General features: G+C 74.2%; 22 protein-coding genes. 13 read left to right on the top strand and 9 right to left on the bottom strand.

Translation table 11 applies throughout. From position 1 onward, the window contains the following. Positions 1 to 383: 383 nt before the first annotated feature. Positions 384 to 998, top strand: a complete 615-nt coding sequence (locus tag ACFYYN_RS21940) for a flavin reductase family protein (protein WP_499510447.1) — start codon at positions 384 to 386, stop codon at positions 996 to 998. 75 nt (positions 999 to 1,073) lie between these two features. On the opposite strand, the gene ACFYYN_RS21935 is transcribed toward ACFYYN_RS21940, so the two are convergent. Continuing rightward, on the bottom strand, positions 1,074 to 2,102 hold the full coding sequence (locus ACFYYN_RS21935) for an aldo/keto reductase (protein ID WP_500547172.1): 1,029 nt from the start codon (positions 2,100 to 2,102) through the stop codon (positions 1,074 to 1,076). 172 nt (positions 2,103 to 2,274) lie between these two features. Between ACFYYN_RS21935 and ACFYYN_RS21930 the strand changes: the two genes are divergently transcribed. Then, positions 2,275 to 2,865, top strand: coding sequence for a TetR/AcrR family transcriptional regulator (locus ACFYYN_RS21930; protein WP_500547171.1), 591 nt, complete (start codon positions 2,275 to 2,277; stop codon positions 2,863 to 2,865). A gap of 7 nt (positions 2,866 to 2,872) precedes the next feature. Here the strand turns inward: ACFYYN_RS21930 and ACFYYN_RS21925 are convergent, their stop codons facing one another. Continuing rightward, positions 2,873 to 3,550 carry a response regulator transcription factor gene (locus ACFYYN_RS21925; RefSeq protein ID WP_500547170.1) on the bottom strand — a complete coding sequence of 226 codons (678 nt, stop codon included), beginning with the start codon at positions 3,548 to 3,550 and terminating at the stop codon, positions 2,873 to 2,875. After that, positions 3,538 to 4,713 (bottom strand): sensor histidine kinase, encoded by a 1,176-nt coding sequence (locus ACFYYN_RS21920; RefSeq protein ID WP_500547169.1) that lies wholly within the window; start codon positions 4,711 to 4,713, stop codon positions 3,538 to 3,540. The genes ACFYYN_RS21925 and ACFYYN_RS21920 overlap by 13 nt, the downstream gene beginning before the upstream one ends. A gap of 170 nt (positions 4,714 to 4,883) precedes the next feature. Between ACFYYN_RS21920 and ACFYYN_RS21915 the strand changes: the two genes are divergently transcribed. After that, positions 4,884 to 5,711 (top strand): polysaccharide deacetylase family protein, encoded by an 828-nt coding sequence (locus ACFYYN_RS21915; RefSeq protein WP_500547168.1) that lies wholly within the window; start codon positions 4,884 to 4,886, stop codon positions 5,709 to 5,711. A gap of 52 nt (positions 5,712 to 5,763) precedes the next feature. Here ACFYYN_RS21915 and ACFYYN_RS21910 read toward each other — a convergent pair whose 3' ends face one another. Continuing rightward, positions 5,764 to 6,438: a TVP38/TMEM64 family protein gene (locus ACFYYN_RS21910; protein WP_499510441.1), complete on the bottom strand. Its 675-nt coding sequence runs from the start codon at positions 6,436 to 6,438 to the stop codon at positions 5,764 to 5,766. 56 nt (positions 6,439 to 6,494) lie between these two features. On the opposite strand from ACFYYN_RS21910, the gene ACFYYN_RS21905 reads away from it, so the two are divergent. The 4 genes from ACFYYN_RS21905 to ACFYYN_RS21890 all read left to right on the top strand — a co-directional run bounded on the left by ACFYYN_RS21905 (position 6,495) and on the right by ACFYYN_RS21890 (position 10,196). Further along, complete coding sequence (locus tag ACFYYN_RS21905) at positions 6,495 to 7,202, top strand: DNA alkylation repair protein (RefSeq protein ID WP_500547167.1); 708 nt, start codon at positions 6,495 to 6,497, stop codon at positions 7,200 to 7,202. Next, a complete protein-coding gene (locus ACFYYN_RS21900) occupies positions 7,199 to 7,846 on the top strand; it encodes a class I SAM-dependent methyltransferase (RefSeq protein WP_500547166.1) in 648 nt (215 codons plus the stop codon). Before ACFYYN_RS21905 ends, ACFYYN_RS21900 begins: the two co-directional genes overlap by 4 nt. 264 nt (positions 7,847 to 8,110) lie before the next feature. After that, a complete protein-coding gene (gene tuf / locus ACFYYN_RS21895; protein ID WP_500547165.1) occupies positions 8,111 to 9,283 on the top strand; it encodes an elongation factor Tu in 1,173 nt (390 codons plus the stop codon). Positions 9,284 to 9,341: 58 nt separating this feature from the next. Then, positions 9,342 to 10,196 carry a spermidine synthase gene (locus tag ACFYYN_RS21890; RefSeq protein ID WP_500547164.1) on the top strand — a complete coding sequence of 285 codons (855 nt, stop codon included), beginning with the start codon at positions 9,342 to 9,344 and terminating at the stop codon, positions 10,194 to 10,196. Here the strand turns inward: ACFYYN_RS21890 and ACFYYN_RS21885 are convergent. After that, entirely contained in the window at positions 10,136 to 11,524 is a 1,389-nt protein-coding gene (locus ACFYYN_RS21885; RefSeq protein WP_500547163.1) for an MFS transporter, read from the bottom strand. The two genes, ACFYYN_RS21890 and ACFYYN_RS21885, sit on opposite strands and share 61 nt — an antisense overlap. A 74-nt stretch (positions 11,525 to 11,598) precedes the next feature. Beyond that, positions 11,599 to 12,585 carry a DUF8017 domain-containing protein gene (locus tag ACFYYN_RS21880; RefSeq protein WP_500547162.1) on the bottom strand — a complete coding sequence of 329 codons (987 nt, stop codon included), beginning with the start codon at positions 12,583 to 12,585 and terminating at the stop codon, positions 11,599 to 11,601. Positions 12,586 to 12,657: 72 nt separating this feature from the next. Between ACFYYN_RS21880 and ACFYYN_RS21875 the strand changes: the two genes are divergently transcribed. The 3 genes from ACFYYN_RS21875 to ACFYYN_RS21865 all read left to right on the top strand — a co-directional run bounded on the left by ACFYYN_RS21875 (position 12,658) and on the right by ACFYYN_RS21865 (position 14,316). Then, positions 12,658 to 13,110, top strand: coding sequence for a DUF4442 domain-containing protein (locus ACFYYN_RS21875; RefSeq protein ID WP_500324986.1), 453 nt, complete (start codon positions 12,658 to 12,660; stop codon positions 13,108 to 13,110). Positions 13,111 to 13,342: 232 nt separating this feature from the next. Then, positions 13,343 to 13,546: a hypothetical protein gene (locus ACFYYN_RS21870; protein WP_500324985.1), complete on the top strand. Its 204-nt coding sequence runs from the start codon at positions 13,343 to 13,345 to the stop codon at positions 13,544 to 13,546. Between the two features lie 116 nt (positions 13,547 to 13,662). Then, positions 13,663 to 14,316: a DedA family protein gene (locus ACFYYN_RS21865; protein ID WP_500547161.1), complete on the top strand. Its 654-nt coding sequence runs from the start codon at positions 13,663 to 13,665 to the stop codon at positions 14,314 to 14,316. A 19-nt stretch (positions 14,317 to 14,335) separates the two neighbouring features. On the opposite strand, the gene ACFYYN_RS21860 is transcribed toward ACFYYN_RS21865, so the two are convergent. Beyond that, positions 14,336 to 14,869 (bottom strand): gamma carbonic anhydrase family protein, encoded by a 534-nt coding sequence (locus ACFYYN_RS21860; protein ID WP_500547160.1) that lies wholly within the window; start codon positions 14,867 to 14,869, stop codon positions 14,336 to 14,338. 56 nt (positions 14,870 to 14,925) lie between these two features. On the opposite strand from ACFYYN_RS21860, the gene ACFYYN_RS21855 reads away from it, so the two are divergent. The 3 genes from ACFYYN_RS21855 (at position 14,926) to ACFYYN_RS21845 (ending at position 17,818) form a co-directional block, all read left to right on the top strand. Further along, positions 14,926 to 15,846: a pseudouridine-5'-phosphate glycosidase gene (locus ACFYYN_RS21855; RefSeq protein WP_500547159.1), complete on the top strand. Its 921-nt coding sequence runs from the start codon at positions 14,926 to 14,928 to the stop codon at positions 15,844 to 15,846. Between the two features lie 40 nt (positions 15,847 to 15,886). Next, the gene (locus tag ACFYYN_RS21850; protein WP_500324978.1) at positions 15,887 to 16,663 is read left to right on the top strand and encodes an acyltransferase; all 777 of its coding nucleotides are present in this window, start codon (positions 15,887 to 15,889) and stop codon (positions 16,661 to 16,663) included. Positions 16,664 to 16,744: 81 nt separating this feature from the next. After that, the gene (locus ACFYYN_RS21845) at positions 16,745 to 17,818 is read left to right on the top strand and encodes an NAD(P)/FAD-dependent oxidoreductase (RefSeq protein WP_500547158.1); all 1,074 of its coding nucleotides are present in this window, start codon (positions 16,745 to 16,747) and stop codon (positions 17,816 to 17,818) included. A gap of 30 nt (positions 17,819 to 17,848) precedes the next feature. Here the strand turns inward: ACFYYN_RS21845 and ACFYYN_RS21840 are convergent, their stop codons facing one another. Then, complete coding sequence (locus tag ACFYYN_RS21840) at positions 17,849 to 18,421, bottom strand: cupin domain-containing protein (RefSeq protein WP_500547157.1); 573 nt, start codon at positions 18,419 to 18,421, stop codon at positions 17,849 to 17,851. A gap of 67 nt (positions 18,422 to 18,488) precedes the next feature. Next, complete coding sequence (locus tag ACFYYN_RS21835; protein WP_500547156.1) at positions 18,489 to 19,352, bottom strand: EamA family transporter; 864 nt, start codon at positions 19,350 to 19,352, stop codon at positions 18,489 to 18,491. Between the last annotated feature and the right edge of the window lie 72 nt (positions 19,353 to 19,424).

Here is a 19,424-nt window from a genome sequence, read left to right as displayed (position 1 = left end):
GGCTCCGGGGGGGTCTCCGAATGGCCGGGTGTGGTTTTCGGGAGCCCGTGGGGGGGGGCGACCGAGTGCACCAGACCCCCGCCCCCCCCCGGGGGGGGGCCCCCGGGCGGGGGGGGGGGGGGGCCCGCCCCCCCCCCACGGCCTTCTGGCCCGGTAGGGTGGGCCGCATCGTCCGGTCGTCGGGGGAGGTGCGCGGCCGGCTCGACGTCGAGGTTCAGGGTGATGCGGCCGCTGCGCGCCTGCGACGGAATGGGTATTTCGTACCGTTCGTGCGACGGGGACTCGTGCCGTCCGGTACCAGGCACCTTCGTGGCGGCCTCGCGTCGGGCCGGGGTGGAGGCGCCGGTTACGTTCCGCACCCGCCGAGGGGGATACTGGCGGCCATGCGTATCGACTTCGATCCCGAGGCCATGGGCCGGACCCCGTTCTACAAGCTCCTGACCTCGGTGGTCGTCCCGCGCCCCATCGCCTGGGTCTCGACGCTCAGCGAGGCGGGGACGGCCAACCTCGCCCCGCACTCCTTCTTCACCGTCGCCTGCGTCAGCCCGCCGGTCGTGCAGTTCACCTCGGTGGGGCGGAAGGACTCGCTGCGCAACATCGAGGAGACCCGGCAGTTCGTGGTCAACCTCGCGCCCGAGCACCTCTTCGAGCAGATCAACGCCACCGGCACCGACTTCCCCCGCGGCGTCAGCGAGTTCGACGCGGTCGGCATCGCCCGTGAGCCCAGCCGCGCGGTCAAGCCGCCGCGCGTCGCGGCCTCGCCCGTCGCCCTGGAGTGCGAACTGCACAGCACGGTCACCCTCGGCGACTCGACCGTGGTCTTCGGCCGCGTCGTCCACGCCGCCGTCTCCGAGGCCGTGATGTTCGAGGGCCACCCCGACGTGCGCAAGCTCCGTCCGCTGGCCCGCCTCGGCAAGGACGAATGGGGCACGACCGGCGAGGTCCTGGAGATCTCCCGCATCCGCTACGCCGACTGGCCGGGCGTCACCCAGGGCTGAGCGTCGTCCCGCCGTACGTCCGGCCCGGACCGGTCGTCCGGTCCGCGCCGTACGTCCGGTCCGGGCCCGTGGGCGTCACGGACGGCTGCGGCGGCGCAGGGACGGGTCGAGCAGTGCGGGCGGGGTGTCGAACTTCTCGTGCGGGGCGAGGTCGAGACCGGGGGCGACGATCGCGTCGATCGCGTCCAGCACGTCGGCGGAGAGCACGGTGTCCGCGGCGGCGAGGTGCGCCCGCAGGTGGTCCGGTGTGCGGGGGCCGATGATCGCGGCGGTCACGGCGGGGTGCGCCGTCACGAAGCCGAGGGCGAGCTGGACCATGGTCAGGCCGGCCTCGGCCGCGAGTGCGGCCAGCTTCTCGACGGCGTCGAGCCTGGCCCGGTTGGCGGGCAGGGCGGTGTCGAAGCGTTCCGGCAGGAACGTGGAGCGGCTGGTGGTGACCGGCCGGCCCTCGCGGACCGCGCCGGACAGCCAGCCCGAGGCCAGCGGGCTCCAGGCCAGCACGCCCAGGCCGTACTCCTCGGTGACGGGCAGCACATGGGTCTCCACGGCGCGCTGCAGGATCGAGTAGCCGGGCTGTTCGGTGACGTACCGGCTCAGGTGGTGCTCGCGGGCGGCCCACTGGGCTTGCACGATGCGGTACGCGGGGAAGGTCGAGGAGCCGAAGTGGCGGATCTTGCCCGCGCGTTGCAGGTCGGTCAGGGCCGACAGGGTCTCCTCGTCGCCGGTGGCCGGGTCCCACCGGTGGACCTGGTAGAGGTCGACGTGGTCGACACCGAGCCGGCGCAGGCTGTCCTCCAGGGCCCTGACCAGCCAGCGGCGTGAACTGCCGCGCTGGTTGCGCTCGTCGCCCATCGGCATGCCGGCCTTCGTGGCCAGCACGATGTTGTCGCGGCGGCCGGCGAGGGCCTTGCCGACCATCTCCTCCGACTCTCCGGCGCCGTACATGTCGGCGGTGTCGATGACGTTGATCCCGGCCTCGAGGGCGGCGTCGACGAGGGCGGTGGCCTCGTCCTGGGTGGTGCGCCCGATGCTGCCGAAGTTCATCGCGCCGAGCGCGAGGGAACTGACCTGCACGCCGGTGCGGCCGAGGGTGCGGTACTGCATGACCGTGTTCTCCCTTGCGGGTGGGGTGTGGTGGCTGCGTGCGGCGGAAGCGCGCACGGCTTGGTCCCGGGGCGTGCGCCCTGGCATGATGAGCAAACGGAACCTTGTTCCGCTAACGATACGGAACGACGTTCCGGTTGGCAAGGCCGGTCGTGGAAGGAGTGGCGCGGTGATGGAGGACGGCGACAAGGGCACGGGGCGGGCGCCGCGGTCCAAGCGGGCCGACGCCCGGCGCAACGAGGAGACGCTGCTCCAGGCGGCGGCCGCCGCCTTCGTCGCCTCGGGCGTGGAGGCACCGGTGCGCGACATCGCCGCCAGGGCCGGCGTCGGGACCGGCACGATCTACCGCCACTTCCCGACCCGGGCGGATCTGATCACCGCCGTCTACCGGCACCAGGTCGACGCCTGCGCCGAGGCCGGACCCGCCCTGCTGGCGAGCAGCGCCACCCCGCACGCCGCACTGGCGCGGTGGATCGACCTGTTCGTCGACTTCCTGGTGACCAAGCACGGACTCGCCGCGGTGCTGCAGTCCGACAGCGCCGGCTTCGAGACGCTGCACGCCTCCTTCCTCGACCGCCTCGTGCCCGTGTGCGCCGGGCTGCTCGACGCCGCCGCCGCGTCCGGCGAGATCCGCTCCGACCTGGAGGCGTACGCGCTCATGCGCGGCGTCGGCAACCTCTGCATCGGCGCGGACAGCGATCCCCGCTACGACGCGCGCCGCCTGGTCGCGCTCCTCGTCGCCGGGCTGCGCCAAGCGGACTGACCTGCCGTCAGGCGAGACCGGCCCGGTACACCACCAGGGCGATCTGGACCCGGTTGTTCAGATCGAGCTTGGTGAGGATGTGGGACACATGTGCCTTCACCGTGGGGACGCTCATGTACAGCGACGCCGAGATCTCGGCGTTGGTCCTGCCCTGTGCCACGGCGAGCGCCACCTCCCGCTCCCGCTCCCCCAGGAGACCGAGCAGCCGCTCCGCCTCGCCCCGGTCGTCGGGGCGCGCGGCGGTGCCCTCGTCACCGGCGGCGGTGACGGCGCCGATGAGCTGTTTGACGGCGGCCGGTGACAGGACCGGTTCGCCCGCCACGACGTTCCGCACCGCGGCGACGATCTGGGCGGGGGGCGTGTGCTTGAGGACGTAGCCCGCCGCCCCGGCGCGCAACGCCTCCAGGACGTAGCCGTCCGTGGTGAACGTGGTCAGGATCAGCACCTCGGGCGGCCGGGGCCTGCGCCGCAGTTCGGCGGTGGCGCTCAGGCCGTCCATCCGCGGCATGCGGATGTCCATCAGGACGAGGTCGGGCCGGTGCGCCTCGACCAGCGGCAGGACCTCCGTACCGTCCGCGGCCTCGGCGACCACCTCGACGTCCCGTGCCCCGGACAGCATCATGCGCAGGCCGGAGCGCACCAGCGGGTCGTCGTCCACGATCAGGACGCGGGTCACCTGGTCCATGGCAGCCAGATCTCCAGGGCGAAGTCGGTGGGGGTGGAGGTACGGCGCATGCTGCCGCCGGCCAGGACCGCCCTTTCGTTCATCCCGACCAGGCCCTGGCCGGCGCCTTCGGGACGTGCGGCGCGTTCCTGCGGCACCGGGTTGCGGGCCGTGACGGTCAGCCCCTCGCGGGCCCCGCCGGTCAGCGACAGCCGCAGCGGGCCGTCCGGCGCGTGCTTGCGGTGGTTGGTGAGGGCTTCCTGCAGGATGCGGTACGCGGCCCGGCTCGTGGTGGGGTCCATGGTGGCCAGGTCCTCCGTGTCCCGGTGCACCTCGACGGTGGCGCCGGTCGCGCGCGACTCCTCGACCAGCCGGTCCATGTCGGCCACGGCGGGCTGCGGGGGCTCGGTGTGCGCGTGGACCGTGGGGGTGCGCAGGACGCGCAGCACGTCCTGGAGGTCCTCCAGGGCCTGTCCGGCGCTCTGCCGGATGACACCGGCCGCCTCCGCGACCTGGGCGGGCGACGCCGTGGGATGGAACTCCAGCGCCCCCGCGTGCACGCTGAGCAGGGTCAGCCGGTGGGCCAGCACGTCGTGCATCTCCCGGGCGATCTCCTCCCGGGCGTGCTGCCGGGCCTGCTCGGCGCGCAGGTCCGCCTCCCGCTCCGCCCGTGCGGCCCTCTCCCGCACACCGGCGACGTACAGGCCCCAGCCGACGGCACCGCCCACGAACGCCACGGCCGACACGGCCGTGGCGGAGGTGAGGGGCCCGGTGTACGAGGTCGCGAAGAACTGCGCCGGCACGGGCAGCAGGGCCACGCCGGTGACCCGGAGCGTGGTGCGCAGGGGGCGGGTGGCGGCCACGGTGAACAGCGCCACCAGCAGCGGTACGACCACGGGCCAGACGACCGACAGTGCCACGAGGACCAGGGCCAGCGCCACCGGGTGACGCCTGCGCCAGAACAGGGCCGCGCAGGCCAGCAGCGGGATCAGCGCCGTCTGGGACGGCCGCCAGGAGATCGGCAGCAGCGAGGTGAGCAAGGCACCGCTGGACAGCTGCGGGTACACGTGCAGACCCGACTGCTGGACCCGCACGACGAAAACCGTCAGCCCGGCGGCCGCGACCACCACGCCCGCGTCCACGAGCCGCGGGTGCCCGAGCAGGGCCCGTCTCACATCGATCACGCACGCAACCGTAAACGCCGTCCCCGGTCCGCATCAAAACACACGGGCCCCCTTGATAGACTTCTATACCAAAGTATGGGGACGCCCGGTGTGCATCGTTCCTTCGGACGGAAAAGGCGCATACCCGCAGTCGAATTCCCGGGTTCCCCGCGGTCCGTACCTTTCCGGTCATGAATCCCAGGAAATTCCCCCGACGTTTCACCCGGGCCGGAGTCCCCGCCGCACCGCGGCCGGTGACCCGGGTCGCCGTCGTACTGGCCGCCGTCGCCTCCATCGCCTCCATCGCCGTGACCAGCGGATGCAGCACCCTCCACGGAGTGACGTCACCGGCCGACGCACGCGCCGCCGCCCAGCGCGCGGCCCGGGCCGGCAGCCACCGCCCCGCCCCCGACTGCACCGTCGAGAAATGCGTGGCGCTCACCTTCGACGGAGGGCCCGGCGCCACCACGCCGAAACTGCTGGACATTCTCGCGGAGAAGAAGGTCCGCGCCACGTTCTTCGTCCAGGGGAAAGGCCACACGGACACCTATCCGCAGACCCTGCGGCGCATGGCGCGCAATGGCCACGAAATAGGCAACCACACCTGGTCGCACAAGGTGCTCACGGAACTGGACGCGCGGCAGGTGAGCGACGAACTGACCCCGGTCCAGAACGACGTCCGCAGGATCACCGGACACGCCCCCACCCTGATGCGCCCACCGCAGGGCCGCACCGACGACGACGTCTCGGCGGTCATGCGCGAACTCGGCCTGGCCCAGGTGCTGTGGAGCGTCACCGCGAAGGACTACGCCACGACCGACACCGCGCTGATCACCCGGCGGGTCCTGGACCAGACGAAGCGCGACGGGATCATCCTCCTCCACGACCGCTACCGGGGCACGATCCCCGCCGTCCCCGGGATCGTCGACGCCCTGCGCCGCCGGGGCTACGTCCTCGTGACCGTCTCCGAGCTGATGGCTCCCGCCGTACCGCGCCCCGGCACGGTCTACCGGCCGTGACGGTGGCCCTGGCGTCTGCGGCCCCGGCCGCGCCCCCGCCCCGCCCGGAGGGTCAGCGCTTGCGGCGGGTGCGGGCGGCGACGACGACGGCGGCGAGGCCGGTGACCGCGATGAAGCCCATCGCGACGAGGAAGACCGGTGACGTCGGCGTCGCGGCGCGGCTGCCGGCGATGACGTAGGCCGCCGTGTTGGGCACGCTTCCCAGCGCCGTGGCCAGCAGGAAGGGCGCGAGGCGCATCCGCGAGACCGCCGCGCTGTAGTTGGCCGCCGCGAACGGCACCCCGGGGAAGAGCCGCATCGCCAGCATCGTGCGGAAACCGTGCTCGCTGAGCTGGCGGTCCGCGGCGAGCAGCACCCGGCCGCGGAGCAGCGGGCGCAGCGCGTCCCGCCCGAGGAGGCGGCCGAGGACGAAGGCGAGGCCGGCGCCGAGCACCGTGCCGGCGAGGGCCGCGGGCACTCCCGCCTGGGCACCGAAGAGCGCTCCCGCGCCGACGTTGAGCAGGGGGCGCGGTACGAAGGCGAGGGCGCAGAGCCCGTAGCCGGCGGCGAAGAGCACCACGGCCGCGGCGCCCGTGAGTTGCGCGGGCCAGCCGTGCGCGAGCAGCCGCTGGGGCTCCCACACCAGCACCGAGGCCGCGGCCCCGGACAGGAGGACGACCAGCAGCGCCAGCCGCGCCCACGACGCCGGTCGCGAACGCGGTCGGGAGAGGACGGTGACCTCGGACATCCCGCGAGCCTAGCGGAGGAGGATGTCGCTCCGGTGCCGCCGCGTACCGTAGGGCCATGGCCCCTCCCGCCCCGGTCCTGCCGGACAGCGCCCTCGCGGACCTCGTGCTGCCCCGGCTGACCTCGGCGTACGGTGCCGCCGCCGACCCGGTGCGGGCCGCCTCGGCGGCGGCGTACATGCGGGACGCGTTCCCGTTCCTCGGTATCGCCACGCCGGCCCGGCGTACCCTGTCCCGCGCCGTGCTCGCGGGCACGCCGCGCCCGGACGAGGGGGACTGCACGGCCGTCGCCCTGCGTTGCTGGGCGCTCCCCGAACGGGAGTACCGCTACTTCGCCGTGGACTACCTGCGCCGTCATGTGGGGCGCTGCTCACCGGACTTCCTCGGCACGGCCCGGCACCTGATCACGACGGAGCCGTGGTGGGACACCGTCGACCTGCTCGCCGCGCACGTCGTCGGACGGCTCGTGGCCGCCGGCCCCGCCCTGGTGGACGTGATGGACGAGTGGATCACCGGTAACGACCTCTGGCTCGCCCGCACCGCGCTGCTGCACCAGTTGACGTACAAGGCGGAGACCGACCCCGCCCGGCTGTTCCGCTACTGCCTGCGTCAGGCGGACCACCGGGACTTCTTCATCCGCAAGGCGATCGGCTGGGCACTGCGCGCGTACGCCCGCACCGATCCCGGCGCCGTGCGGGCGTTCCTCGCGGAGTCGGGGGAGCGGCTGTCGCCGCTGTCGGTACGAGAGGCGGGGAAGCACCTGTGAGCGGGAGCGACGGGCGCGGCCGGGTGCGCCGCAGCTACGACACCGTGGCCGAGGAGTACCGGGAGCGCATCGGGACCGAGTTGGCGTACAAGCCGCTGGACCGGGCCCTGCTGGCGGCCCTCGCCGAGCAGACCGCGGACGGCGCGCCCGTGGCGGACCTGGGGTGCGGCCCCGGCCACGTCACGGCGTGGCTCGCGGCGCGCGGGGCGCGGACCGTGGGCATCGACCTGTCGCCGGGAATGGTCGCGCTCGCCCGCCGCGAGCACCCCGGGGCCGAGTTCCGCGAGGGCGACCTGCTCCGCCTCCCTGCGGCGGACGGCGAGTTCGGGGCGGTCGTCGCGCTCTACGCGGTGGTCCATCTGACGCCCGGTGAACTGCGGCCGGCGTTCGGCGAGATGCGGCGCGTGCTGCGCCCGTCCGGGCGGGTGCTCGTGGCCTTCCACGTCGGGGCGGAGATCCGGCACGTGACGCAGTGGTGGGGGCACGAGGTCGACGTCGACTTCCACTTCCACGACCCCGGGACGGTCACCGAGGCGCTGACCGACGCCGGGTTCGAGGTGGAGGCGCGGCTGGAGCGGGCCCCCTACCCGCAGGAGACGGAGACCCGGCGCGCCTACGTCCTCGCCCGCGTCGGCGGGGCGTGAGGCGGGCCGCCGGAAAATCGTTCGACCGACGGCCGTGCCGTACCCGATCATCGACGGCATGTCCCGGTACGCCTTCAGCGCAGATACGTCCGCAGTCGCGGACGCGCTGCAGGCTGCCCCGGCACAGGCTTTCTCGGCCAATGCGTTCGGCGGCGCCCGAATCTGACCCTTCCCGGACAGTCCGGCGGACCCCGCAGGGGGAGGGTCGGCACGGTCCAGGGGTCCCGCACGCGAGGCGATGAATCGACTTACCGAGGAAGCAACATGCCCAAGCAGGCGTACGTGCGCACCAAGCCGCACCTCAACATCGGAACCATGGGTCACGTCGACCACGGCAAGACCACGCTGACCGCCGCCATCACCAAGGTGCTCAGCGCCCGCGGCTCCGCCGCGTTCGTGCCGTTCGACCGGATCGACAGGGCCCCGGAGGAGGCCGCGCGGGGGATCACGATCACCATCGCGCACGTCGAGTACGAGACGGACACCCGGCACTACGCGCACGTCGACATGCCCGGCCACGCCGACTACGTGAAGAACATGATCACCGGTGCGGCCCAGCTCGACGGCGCGATCCTCGTCGTCTCCGCCCTCGACGGCGTCATGCCGCAGACCGCCGAGCACGTGCTGCTCGCCCGCCAGGTCGGCGTCGAGCACATCGTGGTGGCGCTAAACAAGGCCGACGCCGGCGACCCCGAACTCACCGACCTGGTCGAGCTGGAGGTGCGCGAGCTGCTCTCTGCCCAGGGCTACCCGGGCGACACGCTGCCGGTCGTCCGGGTGTCGGGCCTGCGGGCGCTGGAAGGCGACCCGCGGTGGACGTCGGCGATCGAGGCGCTGCTCGACGCGGTCGACACCCACGTGCCGATGCCGCACCGCTACACCGACGCGCCCTTCCTGCTGCCGGTGGAGAACGTGCTGACCATCACCGGGCGCGGCACGGTCGTCACCGGCGCCGTGGAGCGGGGCACGGTCCGGGTCGGCGACCGCGTGGAGGTGCTCGGCGCGGAGACGGCCAGCGTGGTGACGGGTCTGGAGACCTTCGGCAAGCCGATGGACGAGGCCCAGGCCGGCGACAACGTGGCGCTGCTGCTGCGTGGTGTGGCCCGGGACGTGGTCCGGCGGGGCCACGTGGTGGCCGCGCCGGGCAGTGTCACGCCGAGCCGCCGGTTCCGGGCGCGGGTCTACCTGCTGCCGGCCGCCGAGGGCGGGCGGCGGACCGGGATCGCCAGCGGCTACCGGCCGCAGTTCTACGTCCGCACCGCCGACGTCGTCGGCGACGTGGACCTGGGCGAGGTGGGGGCGGCCCTGCCGGGGGCGACCGTCGACATGACGGTCGAGCTGGGCCGGCCGGTGCCGCTGGAGCCGGGGCTCGGCTTCGCGATCCGTGAGGGCGGCCGCACCGTCGGCGCGGGCACCGTCACGGCGCTCGCCGAGTGAGCGCGGGGGTCCGGGGGTTCCGCCCCCGGGCCCCGTCGTGTGCTGGGACAATTGCGGCGTGGAGGACGACGGACGCATACCCGTGACCCAGGACGTGGACTTCGGCGCGGCCAGGCTGCTGCCGGACGTGGACCGGCCCGCGGGCTGGCTGCTCACGGTCGACGGGGCCCCTCAGTCGTACGTGGACCTGGACGACCCCACCCACCTGGAGTTCGAGTACGCGCGGCGCCTGGCCTACGTGCTGGACGAGGCCGCGCCCGAGGGCGCGCCGCTGGACGTCGTCCACCTGGGCGGCGGCGCCCTGACGCTGCCCCGCTACACCGCCGCGACGCGGCCCCGTTCGCGGCAGCGGGTCGTGGAGGCCGACCGGGCGCTCGCCGCGCTGGTCGCCGCCCGGCTCCCGCTCGGGCGTGGCGGTGACGGCGTGGCGATCACGACGGACGACGCCCGTGCGTGGCTCGAGGCCGCCCCGGAGGCTTCGGCGGACGTCGTCGTGGCGGACGTCTTCGGCGGTTCGCGGGTGCCGGCGCACCTGACCTCGTACGAGTTCGTCACCGAGGCGGCCCGGGTGCTGCGTCCCGGCGGGGTGTACCTGGCGAACCTCGCCGACTCGGCGCCCTTCGACTTCCTGCGGCCGCAGATCGCGGGCCTGCGCGAGCTGTTCGGCCAGGTGTGCCTGATCGCCGAGCCCGGGGTGCTGCGGGGCCGCCGCTTCGGCAACGCCGTGCTGGCCGCGAGCCGAGCCCCGCTGCCGGTGGACCGGATCGCGCGGCGTACCGCGTCCGACGTCTTCCCCGCCCGCGTGGTGGCCGGCGACGCGCTGGAGGTGTTCGGACGGGGGGCGCGGCCGGTCTACGACAAGGACGCGGTGCCCTCGCCGATCCCGCCCGACGGTTCCTTCGGCGTCGGCTGACCGCCCCGCGCTACCGTCCGCCCGCCCTCGGGGTCGTCCACGCGCCGCAGCCGCCGCACCTCGGGGAGGGTGAGCACCGCGCCCGTGAGCAGCACCGTCAGCCCCGCGCAGCCCCACAGCGCCCCGTTCAGGCCGAAGGCGTCCGCGGCCGGGCCCGCGAGCGCCGTGCCGATCGGCATCATGGAGACCGAGCCGAACCAGTCGTAGGCCGCGACGCGGGAGAGCTTGTCCTCGGGGATCTCCTGGTGCAGCGCCATCATCCAGGCCACGCCGAACACCTCGATCGACAGGCCGGCGACGAGCATCGCGCAGGCCAGCAGCGGCACCGGGAGCGCCAGGGCCAGCGCGGCGGCGGGCAGCGAGAACGGGAAGACGCAGAGCACCCCGGCGAGCAGGATGCGGCGCGGCCGCCAGCGCAGCATCAGCAGCCCGCCCAGCAGGTTCCCGACGCCGAACGCGGCCAGGGCCGCGCCCCACGGCCCGGCGCCGCCGAGGTGCTCCCGGGCCACGAGCGGCCCGTACACCGCGTCTGCGGCCGTGAACACGGCGTTGACGACCGAGAACTGCACCACGATGCCCCACAGCCAGCGCCGGGAGACGAACTCCCGCCAGCCGTCGCGCAGATCGCCCAGCAGACCGCCGCGCAGACCGCCGCCGCGCCGCTCCGCGCGGTCGCGCAGCGTCGCCGGGGACACCCGCAGCAGCGCGCGCAGCCCCGCCGCGACCGCGAAGCACGTCGCGTCCACCGCGAGGACCCAGCCCGGTCCGGCGAGGGCGACCAGTGCCCCGGCGAGCGCGGCGCCGCCGACGTTCGCCCCGTTGACGCCGAGCCGGAACACCGCGAAGGCGCGGCCCGCGTGGGCGGAGTCGACGGTCGAGAGCAGCATCCCCTCGTTGGCGGGGGCGAAGAAGGCCTGCCCGGTGCCGCCCAGCGCGGAGAGCACGGCCATGTGCCAGATCTCGGCCCGGCCGGTCAGCACCAGGACCGCGAACAGGCCCTGCGAGACCGTGTTCAGGCAGTTGGCGGCGACCATGACCCGGTGCCGCGGCAGCCGGTCCGCGACCGCGCCCCCGATGAGCAGGAAGACGACCAGGGGGACCGTCCGCGCTGCGGCGACCAGTCCGATCTCCGTACCGCCGCCGCCGGTCTGCAGGACCGCGAACGCCGACGCGACGACGGCGCCCGAGGCGCCGAGCCCGGTCACGAAGGCGGAGGCGGCGAGGAGCCGGAAGTTGCGGCCGGCCCAGTCCGGGAAGCGCGGCCGGTGGGGGACGTGGCGTTTCACCCGGGGACTATCGTCGCTGGGCCGTTTCTTTGGCAAACCCATTTCCGGCCGACAGCCGGGCCGGGCCCGAGCCGGGCCCGAGCCGGCCGGATCGGGCTACGGCCTCGCCCTCGCCCTCAGCCGACCAGCCGGACGCTGTCGCGGACCTTGGCCACCGTCCCGGCGTCGACCGCGCCCGCGTAGCCGCTGTCCACGACCAGCAGCCAGGAGCGGACCTCCTTGTCCTTGCCGAGGAAGGTGAAGCTGTACGAGGTGCCGTCGGCCGCGCACGAGCCCTTCATCCCGGTCGCGCGCGTGGAGGCGATCCAGCCGGGCACGCCCTGGGCGTTGGTGTAGGCGCGGGGGGCCGCCTCGGTCAGCTTGGTGCGGCCCTCCTTGTTGTACTTGCCGTACGCCCAGTTGTAGGCCTCGTTGGCGGCCTCGGACTTCAGGCTCTTGGCGCCCTTGCCGCCCTTCACGCCCGCCAGGCCGCGCTCGTCGGTGCCGCACCACTTCTCGTCGAGGACGGCCGCGCCCCCGGTGACGACGCGGTTGTCGTCCCACTCGTAGCCGATGAGCAGGCCCTGTGGCTTGACCGTCCAGCCCTTGGGGATGTCGTAGGCGACGCCCATGTCGCTGCGCACGACGGTCTGCCAGCCGGGGACCACGGGCTTGATCGTGTCCTCGCCCGGGTTGCCGCGGGCGTCGTCAGGGCCCGGGCCCTGCTCACCCCCCTCGCCCTCCTCGCTCCCCGACGCGGAGGGCGAGGGGGCGGGGGAGTCCGGGGCGCTTTCCGAGGCGACCGGCGAGCGGCCGCCGGACGGGCCGGCCTGCGGGCCCTTGTCGTCGCCGGTGAGCTTCACCGCGACCAGGACACCGGCGGCGACCACCGCGACCGCGGCCACCACCGACACCGCGACCACCGCGCCCCGCCGCCCCCCGGGCGGCTTCGGCCCACCCGGCACCGGCCCCGGCGGGGGTCCCCACATCTGCGGAGGCTGCTGGTAGGCCGGGTGCTGCTGCGGCTGGTACGGGGCGGGCTGCTGCTGCCCCCACTGGGGCTGGTTCTGTGGGGGCTGCTGCGGATACTGCGGTTCCCCCGGCTGCTGCTGTCCTGGCCACATGGCTGGAAACACTAGGGGTTGAGCGGCCGCGGTTCCACGGAAGCGATGATTACCTGCTGGTAACATCCGGCCATGTCCGAGAACCAGCCCCAGATAGGCGAGCTCATGGCGGCCACCGTGCCGATGGCCGCCACCCTCAGCATCGAGTTCCTGGAGACCACCGCCGAGCGCGCCGTGGTCCGCCTCCCCGACCAGCCCGCCTACCACAACCACGTCGGCGGTCCCCACGCCGGCGCGATGTTCACCCTCGCCGAGACCGCCAGCGGCGCCGTCGTCCTGGCCGCCTTCGCCGACCAGCTCTCCCGCGCCGTCCCCCTCGCCGTCCGCGCCGAGATCGGCTACAAGAAGCTCGCCATGGGCCCGGTCACCGCCACTGCCCAGCTCGGCCGCCCCGCCGCCGACGTCATCGCCGACCTCGACAAGGGCGAGCGCCCCGAGTTCCCCGTCACCGTCGCCCTCGCACGCGAGGACGGCGCCGTCACGGGCGAGATGACCATCGTGTGGACCCTCCGCCCCAACTCCTGAGCGACGCCCGGGTGCCGCACCCCGGTGCCCGACCGGGCGCCGGGACGGGCATCGCGAATCCGTTGCGAACTCGCCCGCCCCGCACGCGCAACTCCCTGTTGACGCCGGACGCGTTCGGTTCCAAGATCGTGGCTTCTGCGGTCTTCGTGCGGCCGGAGCGGTTCCGGTTCCATGTCCCGGCTCAGGCCAGGCGGGGTCACGGAGCGACCCGAGAGCCTGGAGGGCTGCCCCCATGTCGTACCTGATCGTCGGCTTCGTGAGCCTGTACGGCGGCGTCCGGGCACTGTGGCTCCGACGGCGGCAACTGGGCCCCGAGGCGGCGCGGTCCTCGTCGGTGATCCTGCGGCCGGGGGTGCTGGCCGTCCTCGCGGGGCTCGCTCTCGCCTGCGGGGTGTTCCTGCTCGCCGACGGGATCCTCGTCATGGCGCAGGGCTGAGCCCGCGGGGTCCGGCCCGCGGCGACACGCTGATGCCCACGTCGGATACGCTGCAACGACGTGCGCGCACCGGCGCGCCGACCGACATCCGACCGCCCTAGGGGGAGGAAGCGGCCTTGCACGTCCAGGAGTGGCTCGGCACGATCCCGCCGGTCAGCGTCTACCTGCTGGTGGGCCTCGTGATCGGCCTGGAGAGCCTGGGCATCCCGCTGCCGGGCGAGATCATCCTCGTCAGCTCGGCCCTGCTCGCCTCCCAGGGGCACGTGGACCCGTGGTTGGTCGGTGTCTGCGCCTCGGCGGGGGCGATCGTGGGCGACTCGATCGGCTACGCCATCGGCCGGCGCGGCGGGCGGCCGATGCTGGACCGGCTGGGGCGGCGCTTCCCCAAGCACTTCTCGCCGGCGCACATCGCGGCCGCCGAGGCGTCGTTCACGCGCTGGGGCATGTGGGCGGTGTTCTTCGGGCGCTTCGTGGCGCTGCTGCGGATCTTCGCCGGCCCGCTGTCGGGCGTGCTGAAGATGCCGTACTGGAAGTTCCTGGTCGCCAACGTCCTCGGCGGCATCGTGTGGGCGGGCGGCACCACGGCCGTCATCTACTACGTGGGCATCGTCGCGGAGCCGTGGCTCAAGCGCTTCTCCTGGATCGGCCTGGCGGCCGCCGTGCTGATCGGCCTCGGCTCGTTCCTCGTCGTGCGGCGCCGGGCCAAGGCCGCGGCGAAGGCCCACGAGGCCGCGCCGGAGGCGGACGCCGTGGCGGCGGCCGCCGACTGAGCGGTCGGTCCCGGGGCGGTCAGTCCCGGGCGAAGGCGGCCCGGTGGGCGTCGGCGAGCTGGACGTAGTGCTCGGCGTTGATCCGGACCATCTCGCGCTCCTCGGTGGTCAGCTCACGGCGCACCTTCGCCGGTACGCCCGCCACCAGCGACCCCGGGGGCACCCGCATGCCCTGAGGGACGAGCGCGCCCGCCGCGACGAGCGAGCCGGTGCCGATGTGGGCGCCGTTGAGGACCGTGGCGCCCATGCCGACCAGCACGTCGTCCTCGACGACGCAGCCGTGCAGCACCGCGTTGTGGCCCACCGTGACGCCCGCGCCGATCACCGCCGGGAACCCGGGGTCGGCGTGGACCGTGGTGTTGTCCTGGACGTTGCTGCCCTCGCCGACGCTGATCGACTCGCAGTCGCCGCGCAGCACCGTGTGGTACCAGACGCTCGCGCCGGCGGCCAGCGTCACGTCGCCCAGCACCACCGAGGTCGGCGCGGTGAAGGCGCCGGGGTCCAGGTGGGGCGTACGCCCGGCGACGTCCGCGATCAAGGCTCTCTCCGTCATGGGGATCACCGTAGTCCGGTGATTGCGCCCCTCGCGTGGCGGGTAGCGCGTACTGCGTGCTGAAGTTCTCCGACGAAGTGATCATCGCGCTGGAAACCGGTGCCCCGGTCGTCGCTCTCGAGTCGACGATCATCTCCCACGGCCTGCCCCGTCCCCGCAACCACGAGGTGGCGCTGGAGCTGGAGGCCGCCGTGCGCGAGGCCGGCGCCGTCCCCGCGACGATCGCGGTGCTGGACGGCGTGCCGTGCATCGGGCTCGACGGGAAGGGCCTGGAGCGCATCGCCGGCGACGAGGGGATGCGCAAGCTCGGCCACCGCGACCTGCCCGTCGCGGTCGCCACCGGCGCCAGCGGCGCCACCACCGTCTCCGCCACGGCCTTCCTCGCCGCCCGCGCCGGGCTGCGCGTCTTCGCGACCGGCGGACTGGGCGGCGTGCACCGGGGCTGGACCGAGGAGCAGGACGAATCCGCCGACCTGAGGCTGCTCGCGGGCACCCGGATCACCGTCGTGTGCGCCGGGGTGAAGTCGATCCTCGACGTGCCCGCCACCCTGCAGCGCCTGGAGACCCTCGGCGTCACCATCGTGGGCTACGGGACGAGCGAGTTCCCCGGCTTCTACCTCAGCGGCTCCGGGCAGCCCGTGGACTGGACGGTCTGCACGCCCTACGAGGCCGCCTGCGTCATGGCCGCCCAGGACGACCTCGACGGGCCGCCGTCCGCCGTGATCCTCGCCAACCCCGTGCCGGAGCACGAGCAACTCGACCCGGCCCTGCACGACCGCGTGCTGGCGCAGGCGCTGGCGGCCGCCGAACGCGAGGGCGTCACGGGGCAGGCCGTCACGCCGTTCCTCCTCGGTCACCTCGTCGAGCACACCGGCGGGGCCAGCCTGGAGGCGAACCTCGCCGCCGTGCGCGGCAACGTCCGCCTCGCCGCGCAGGTCGCCGTCGCGTGGACGGAACGCGGCGCACATCACATCTGATCGCCCGGCCGCGCCCCGGCGCCCTCGGTACGGTGAGCGGGTGCCGAAAAACGAGAACCTGTTCTCCTCCGCGGCGGCCTGGCGTCGCCGGGCCGTCTCGCGTCTGGTGCACCGCGGCTGGCGGTGGGTCCAGGACGCGGGTGCCGTCTCCGCCGAGCGCCCCGGGCCCTTGCGCTTCGGCCGGATCGGCGCGGGCACCCGGCTGGCGTTCCCGCAGGGGACGGTCTTCGGCGAGCGGTGGATCCATCTCGGCGAGTGCTGCATCATCGGCGAACAGGTCACGCTGACGGCCGGGATGATGCCCGGCCTCGACCTCGGCCCCGACCCCGTCGTCCGGCTCGGCAACGGCGTCGTCCTCGGCCGCGGCAGCCACGTGATCGCCTCCCGGCCGGTCGTGTTCGGCGACGACGTCTACTGCGGGCCGTACGTCTACGTGACGAGCGACAACCACTCCTACGACGACCCGCACGAGCCCATCGGCCGCCAGTGGCCGCGCTCGGCGCCCGTCGAGATCGGCTCGGGGAGCTGGCTCGGCGCGGGCGCGGTGGTCCTGCCGGGGGCGCGGATCGGGCGGAACGTCGTCGTCGCGGCGGGGGCGATCGTGCGGGGCGAGGTCCCCGACCACTCGGTGGTGGCGGGCGCGCCGGCGCGGGTCGTCCGGCGCTGGACGCCCGAGCGGGGGTGGGAGCCGCCGCTGCGGACGCCCGCCCCGGTGCCGGTGCCCGCCGGCGCGACCCACCAGCAGCTGGCCGCCCTCGCGGGGCTCGACCCGGAACTCCTCGCGGGGCTGGAGGAGAAGCTGGCCTCCGAGGCCTGACCGCTCAGGACGTGCGCGGCGCCTCTTGCCGAAACGGCACGGAACGTTGCCTCCACCGGCGGCCGGAGTGATCGTGCCGCCATGGACGAGAACAAGAGCGGCATCGGCGGGAACGGCATCGAGGCACCGGGCGGCGTGTGGGACGTGGTGGTCGTCGGCGGAGGCACCGCCGGACTGTCCGGCGCGCTGACCCTGGCACGGGTACGGCGGTCGGTGCTGGTGATCGACGCGGGCGAGCCCCGCAACGCCCCCGCCGCCGCGGCACACGGACTGCTGGGACGCGACGGCATCGCCCCCCTGGAACTGCTGCGGAGGGGGCGGGAGGAGGTCGCCTCCTACGGCGGCCGCGTCGTCGCCGGAAGCGTCACGGCGATCCACCGCGACGGCGGCCGCTTCGTGGTCGAGTGCGCGGACGGACGGCGGACGGCGGCCCGGCGGGTCCTGGTGACCTCGGGCCTGGTCGACGAACTGCCGGAGGTGCCGGGCCTGGTGGAGCGATGGGGCAGGGACGTGGTGCACTGCGTGTTCTGCCACGGCTGGGAGGTCCGGGACACCGCGGTCGGGGTCCTCGGGAGCTTCCACCAGGCCCTGCTGTTCCGGCAGTTGTCAGAGGACGTGACGCTGTTCCTGCACTCCGGCACGGATCTGACGGACGATCAGTGGGAACAGCTCGCCGGGCTGCGCGTCGGCGTCGTCGAGGGCGCCGTGACCGGCCTGGAGACCGACGACGCGGACCGGCTGGCGGGGGTGCGCCTCGCCTCCGGGCAGGTGGTACCGGTCCGCGTGCTCGTGGTCGCCCCTCGCTTCACGGCACGGGCGTCCTTCCTCGGCGGTCTCGGCCTGGCCGTGCGGGAGCATCCGGCGCGCTTCGGGGAGCAACTCGCGGTGGATGCCTCCGGCTTCACCGGCGTCGACGGCGTGTGGGCCGCGGGGAACGTCAGCGACCTGATGGCGGGTGTTCCGGCTGCGGCGGCGGCCGGGACGACCGCGGCCGCCGCGATCGTCATGGACCTGCTGACGGCCGACGCCCGTGCGGCCGCCCGGGCCCGGCGGCCCGCCGGTACCGGGGTTTTCAGCGGGCGGACGGAGGCGGAGGTCACGCGGCGCGTGCTCGGGGTGCGCCGGCACGGCCTGGACCCGCTGCCGGGGGCGTGAACTCTCCCCGTCACCCCGGTCGCCCCGGCCTCAGGTGGTGCGGGCCCGCAGATGGGCCCGCTCGCCCTGGCGCCCGAACAGGACGAGCAGTTCGACGGGGTCATCGCCGTCGGGGCCGAGCCGGTGCGGGACGTGCGTGTCGAACTCTGCGGCCTCGCCGGGTTTCAGCACCACGCGCCGGTCGCCGAGGAGCAGCAGCAGGCGTCCGGCCAGGACGTAGACCCATTCGAAGCCCTCATGGGTCTTCAACTCGGGCTCCGTGCCCGGGTGCGGCGGGATCAGCAGCTTGTGCGCCTGGATCCCGCCGGGTCTGCTCAGCGGCACGTACGTCAGACCGTCGCGGGTGACCGGCCGGAGGTGGATGCGGGGATCTCCGGTGCGGGGCGCGCCGACGAGCTCGTCGAGCGGCACCGCGTGGACCTCCGCCAGGGTCAGCAGGAGCTCCAGGGTCGGCTTGCGGCTCCCGCCCTCGAGGCGGGACAGGGTGCTCTCGTTGATCCCCGTCCGCTCGGCCAGCTCGGCCAGGGTCATGCCGCGGCGGCGCCGCAGCTCCCGTAGCCGGGGCCCGACGGCGTCCAGCACCTCTTTCCTCGTGACGTCCACGCCCCCAGGTTGCCGAAACGGCATGGGAGATTGCAAGTGCGGCAAGCGGCGGGCGGGCGGTGCGCCGTCAGCCGGCCGCCAGCAGGACCGATCCCGCCAGGGCGAGGCCGGCGCCGGCCGCCTGGACGGGGCGGAGCCGTTCCCCGAGGACGCCCCGGGCGGCGAGGGCGGTGACGACGGGGTAGAGGGAGGCCAGCACCGCCGCCACCGCGACCGGGCCGTGGTGCGCGGCCAAGGCGTAGGAACCGTTGGCCGCCACGTCCGCGAGGCCCACGAAGGACAGTGCGGGCAGGCTGCGCCACACCGTCGGCAGGCCGCCCTCGGGGAGCGACGGCGCGCCCCGCCGCACGGAGACCGCGAGGGCCGCCCCGCCCACGGCGACGTTGCAGACGCGCTGGACGAACAGCGCCAGGAAGAGCCCGGTCACGGTGTGGGAAGCCTCCGCCACGAGCGACATGACCGCGCCGAAGCCGAAGGCCGCGACCAGGGTCATGGCCACCGCCTGCCGCTGTACGGGCGCCCCGCGCAGCTCGGGCCCGCCGGCCAGGACGATGCCCACGACGGCCACCGCGATGCCCGCGTACTGCACGGTCCCGGGGCGTTCGCCGAGCAGCAGCCCCACGCTCACCGGGACCGCCACCCCCACCGTGGCCAGCGGCGAGACGACGCCCATGGGGCCGAGGGCGAGCGCGCGGTAGAAGCAGAGCATGGCGACCGGGCCGATCAGCCCCGCGGCCACGGCGAACCACAGGCGCGGGGAGGCCTCGCTCCAGCCGCCCGTCGCGACCACGACCGCGCCCAGCACGACGGCGGCCACGCCCTGCGACACGACGACCACGGTGAGCGCCGGGAAACGGCGGGTGAGGAGCCCGCCGCCGAAGTCGGCGAGACCCCACAACAGGCTGGTGGCCAGGGCGAAGACCGCGGTCATGGGGCTCCCTCGCAGTACAGTACGGTGAACAGTGCAGTACACCCCACAGTAGTACAGTGAAGTGAACTCCAG

Origin of the sequence: Streptomyces sp. NPDC001902, assembly GCF_042891295.1 — a bacterium.
In the GTDB taxonomy this organism is placed as follows: Bacteria; Actinomycetota; Actinomycetes; order Streptomycetales; family Streptomycetaceae; genus Actinacidiphila.
The sequence above is the reverse complement of the archived record's forward strand: the minus strand, read 5'-3'. Positions and strand labels throughout refer to the sequence as shown.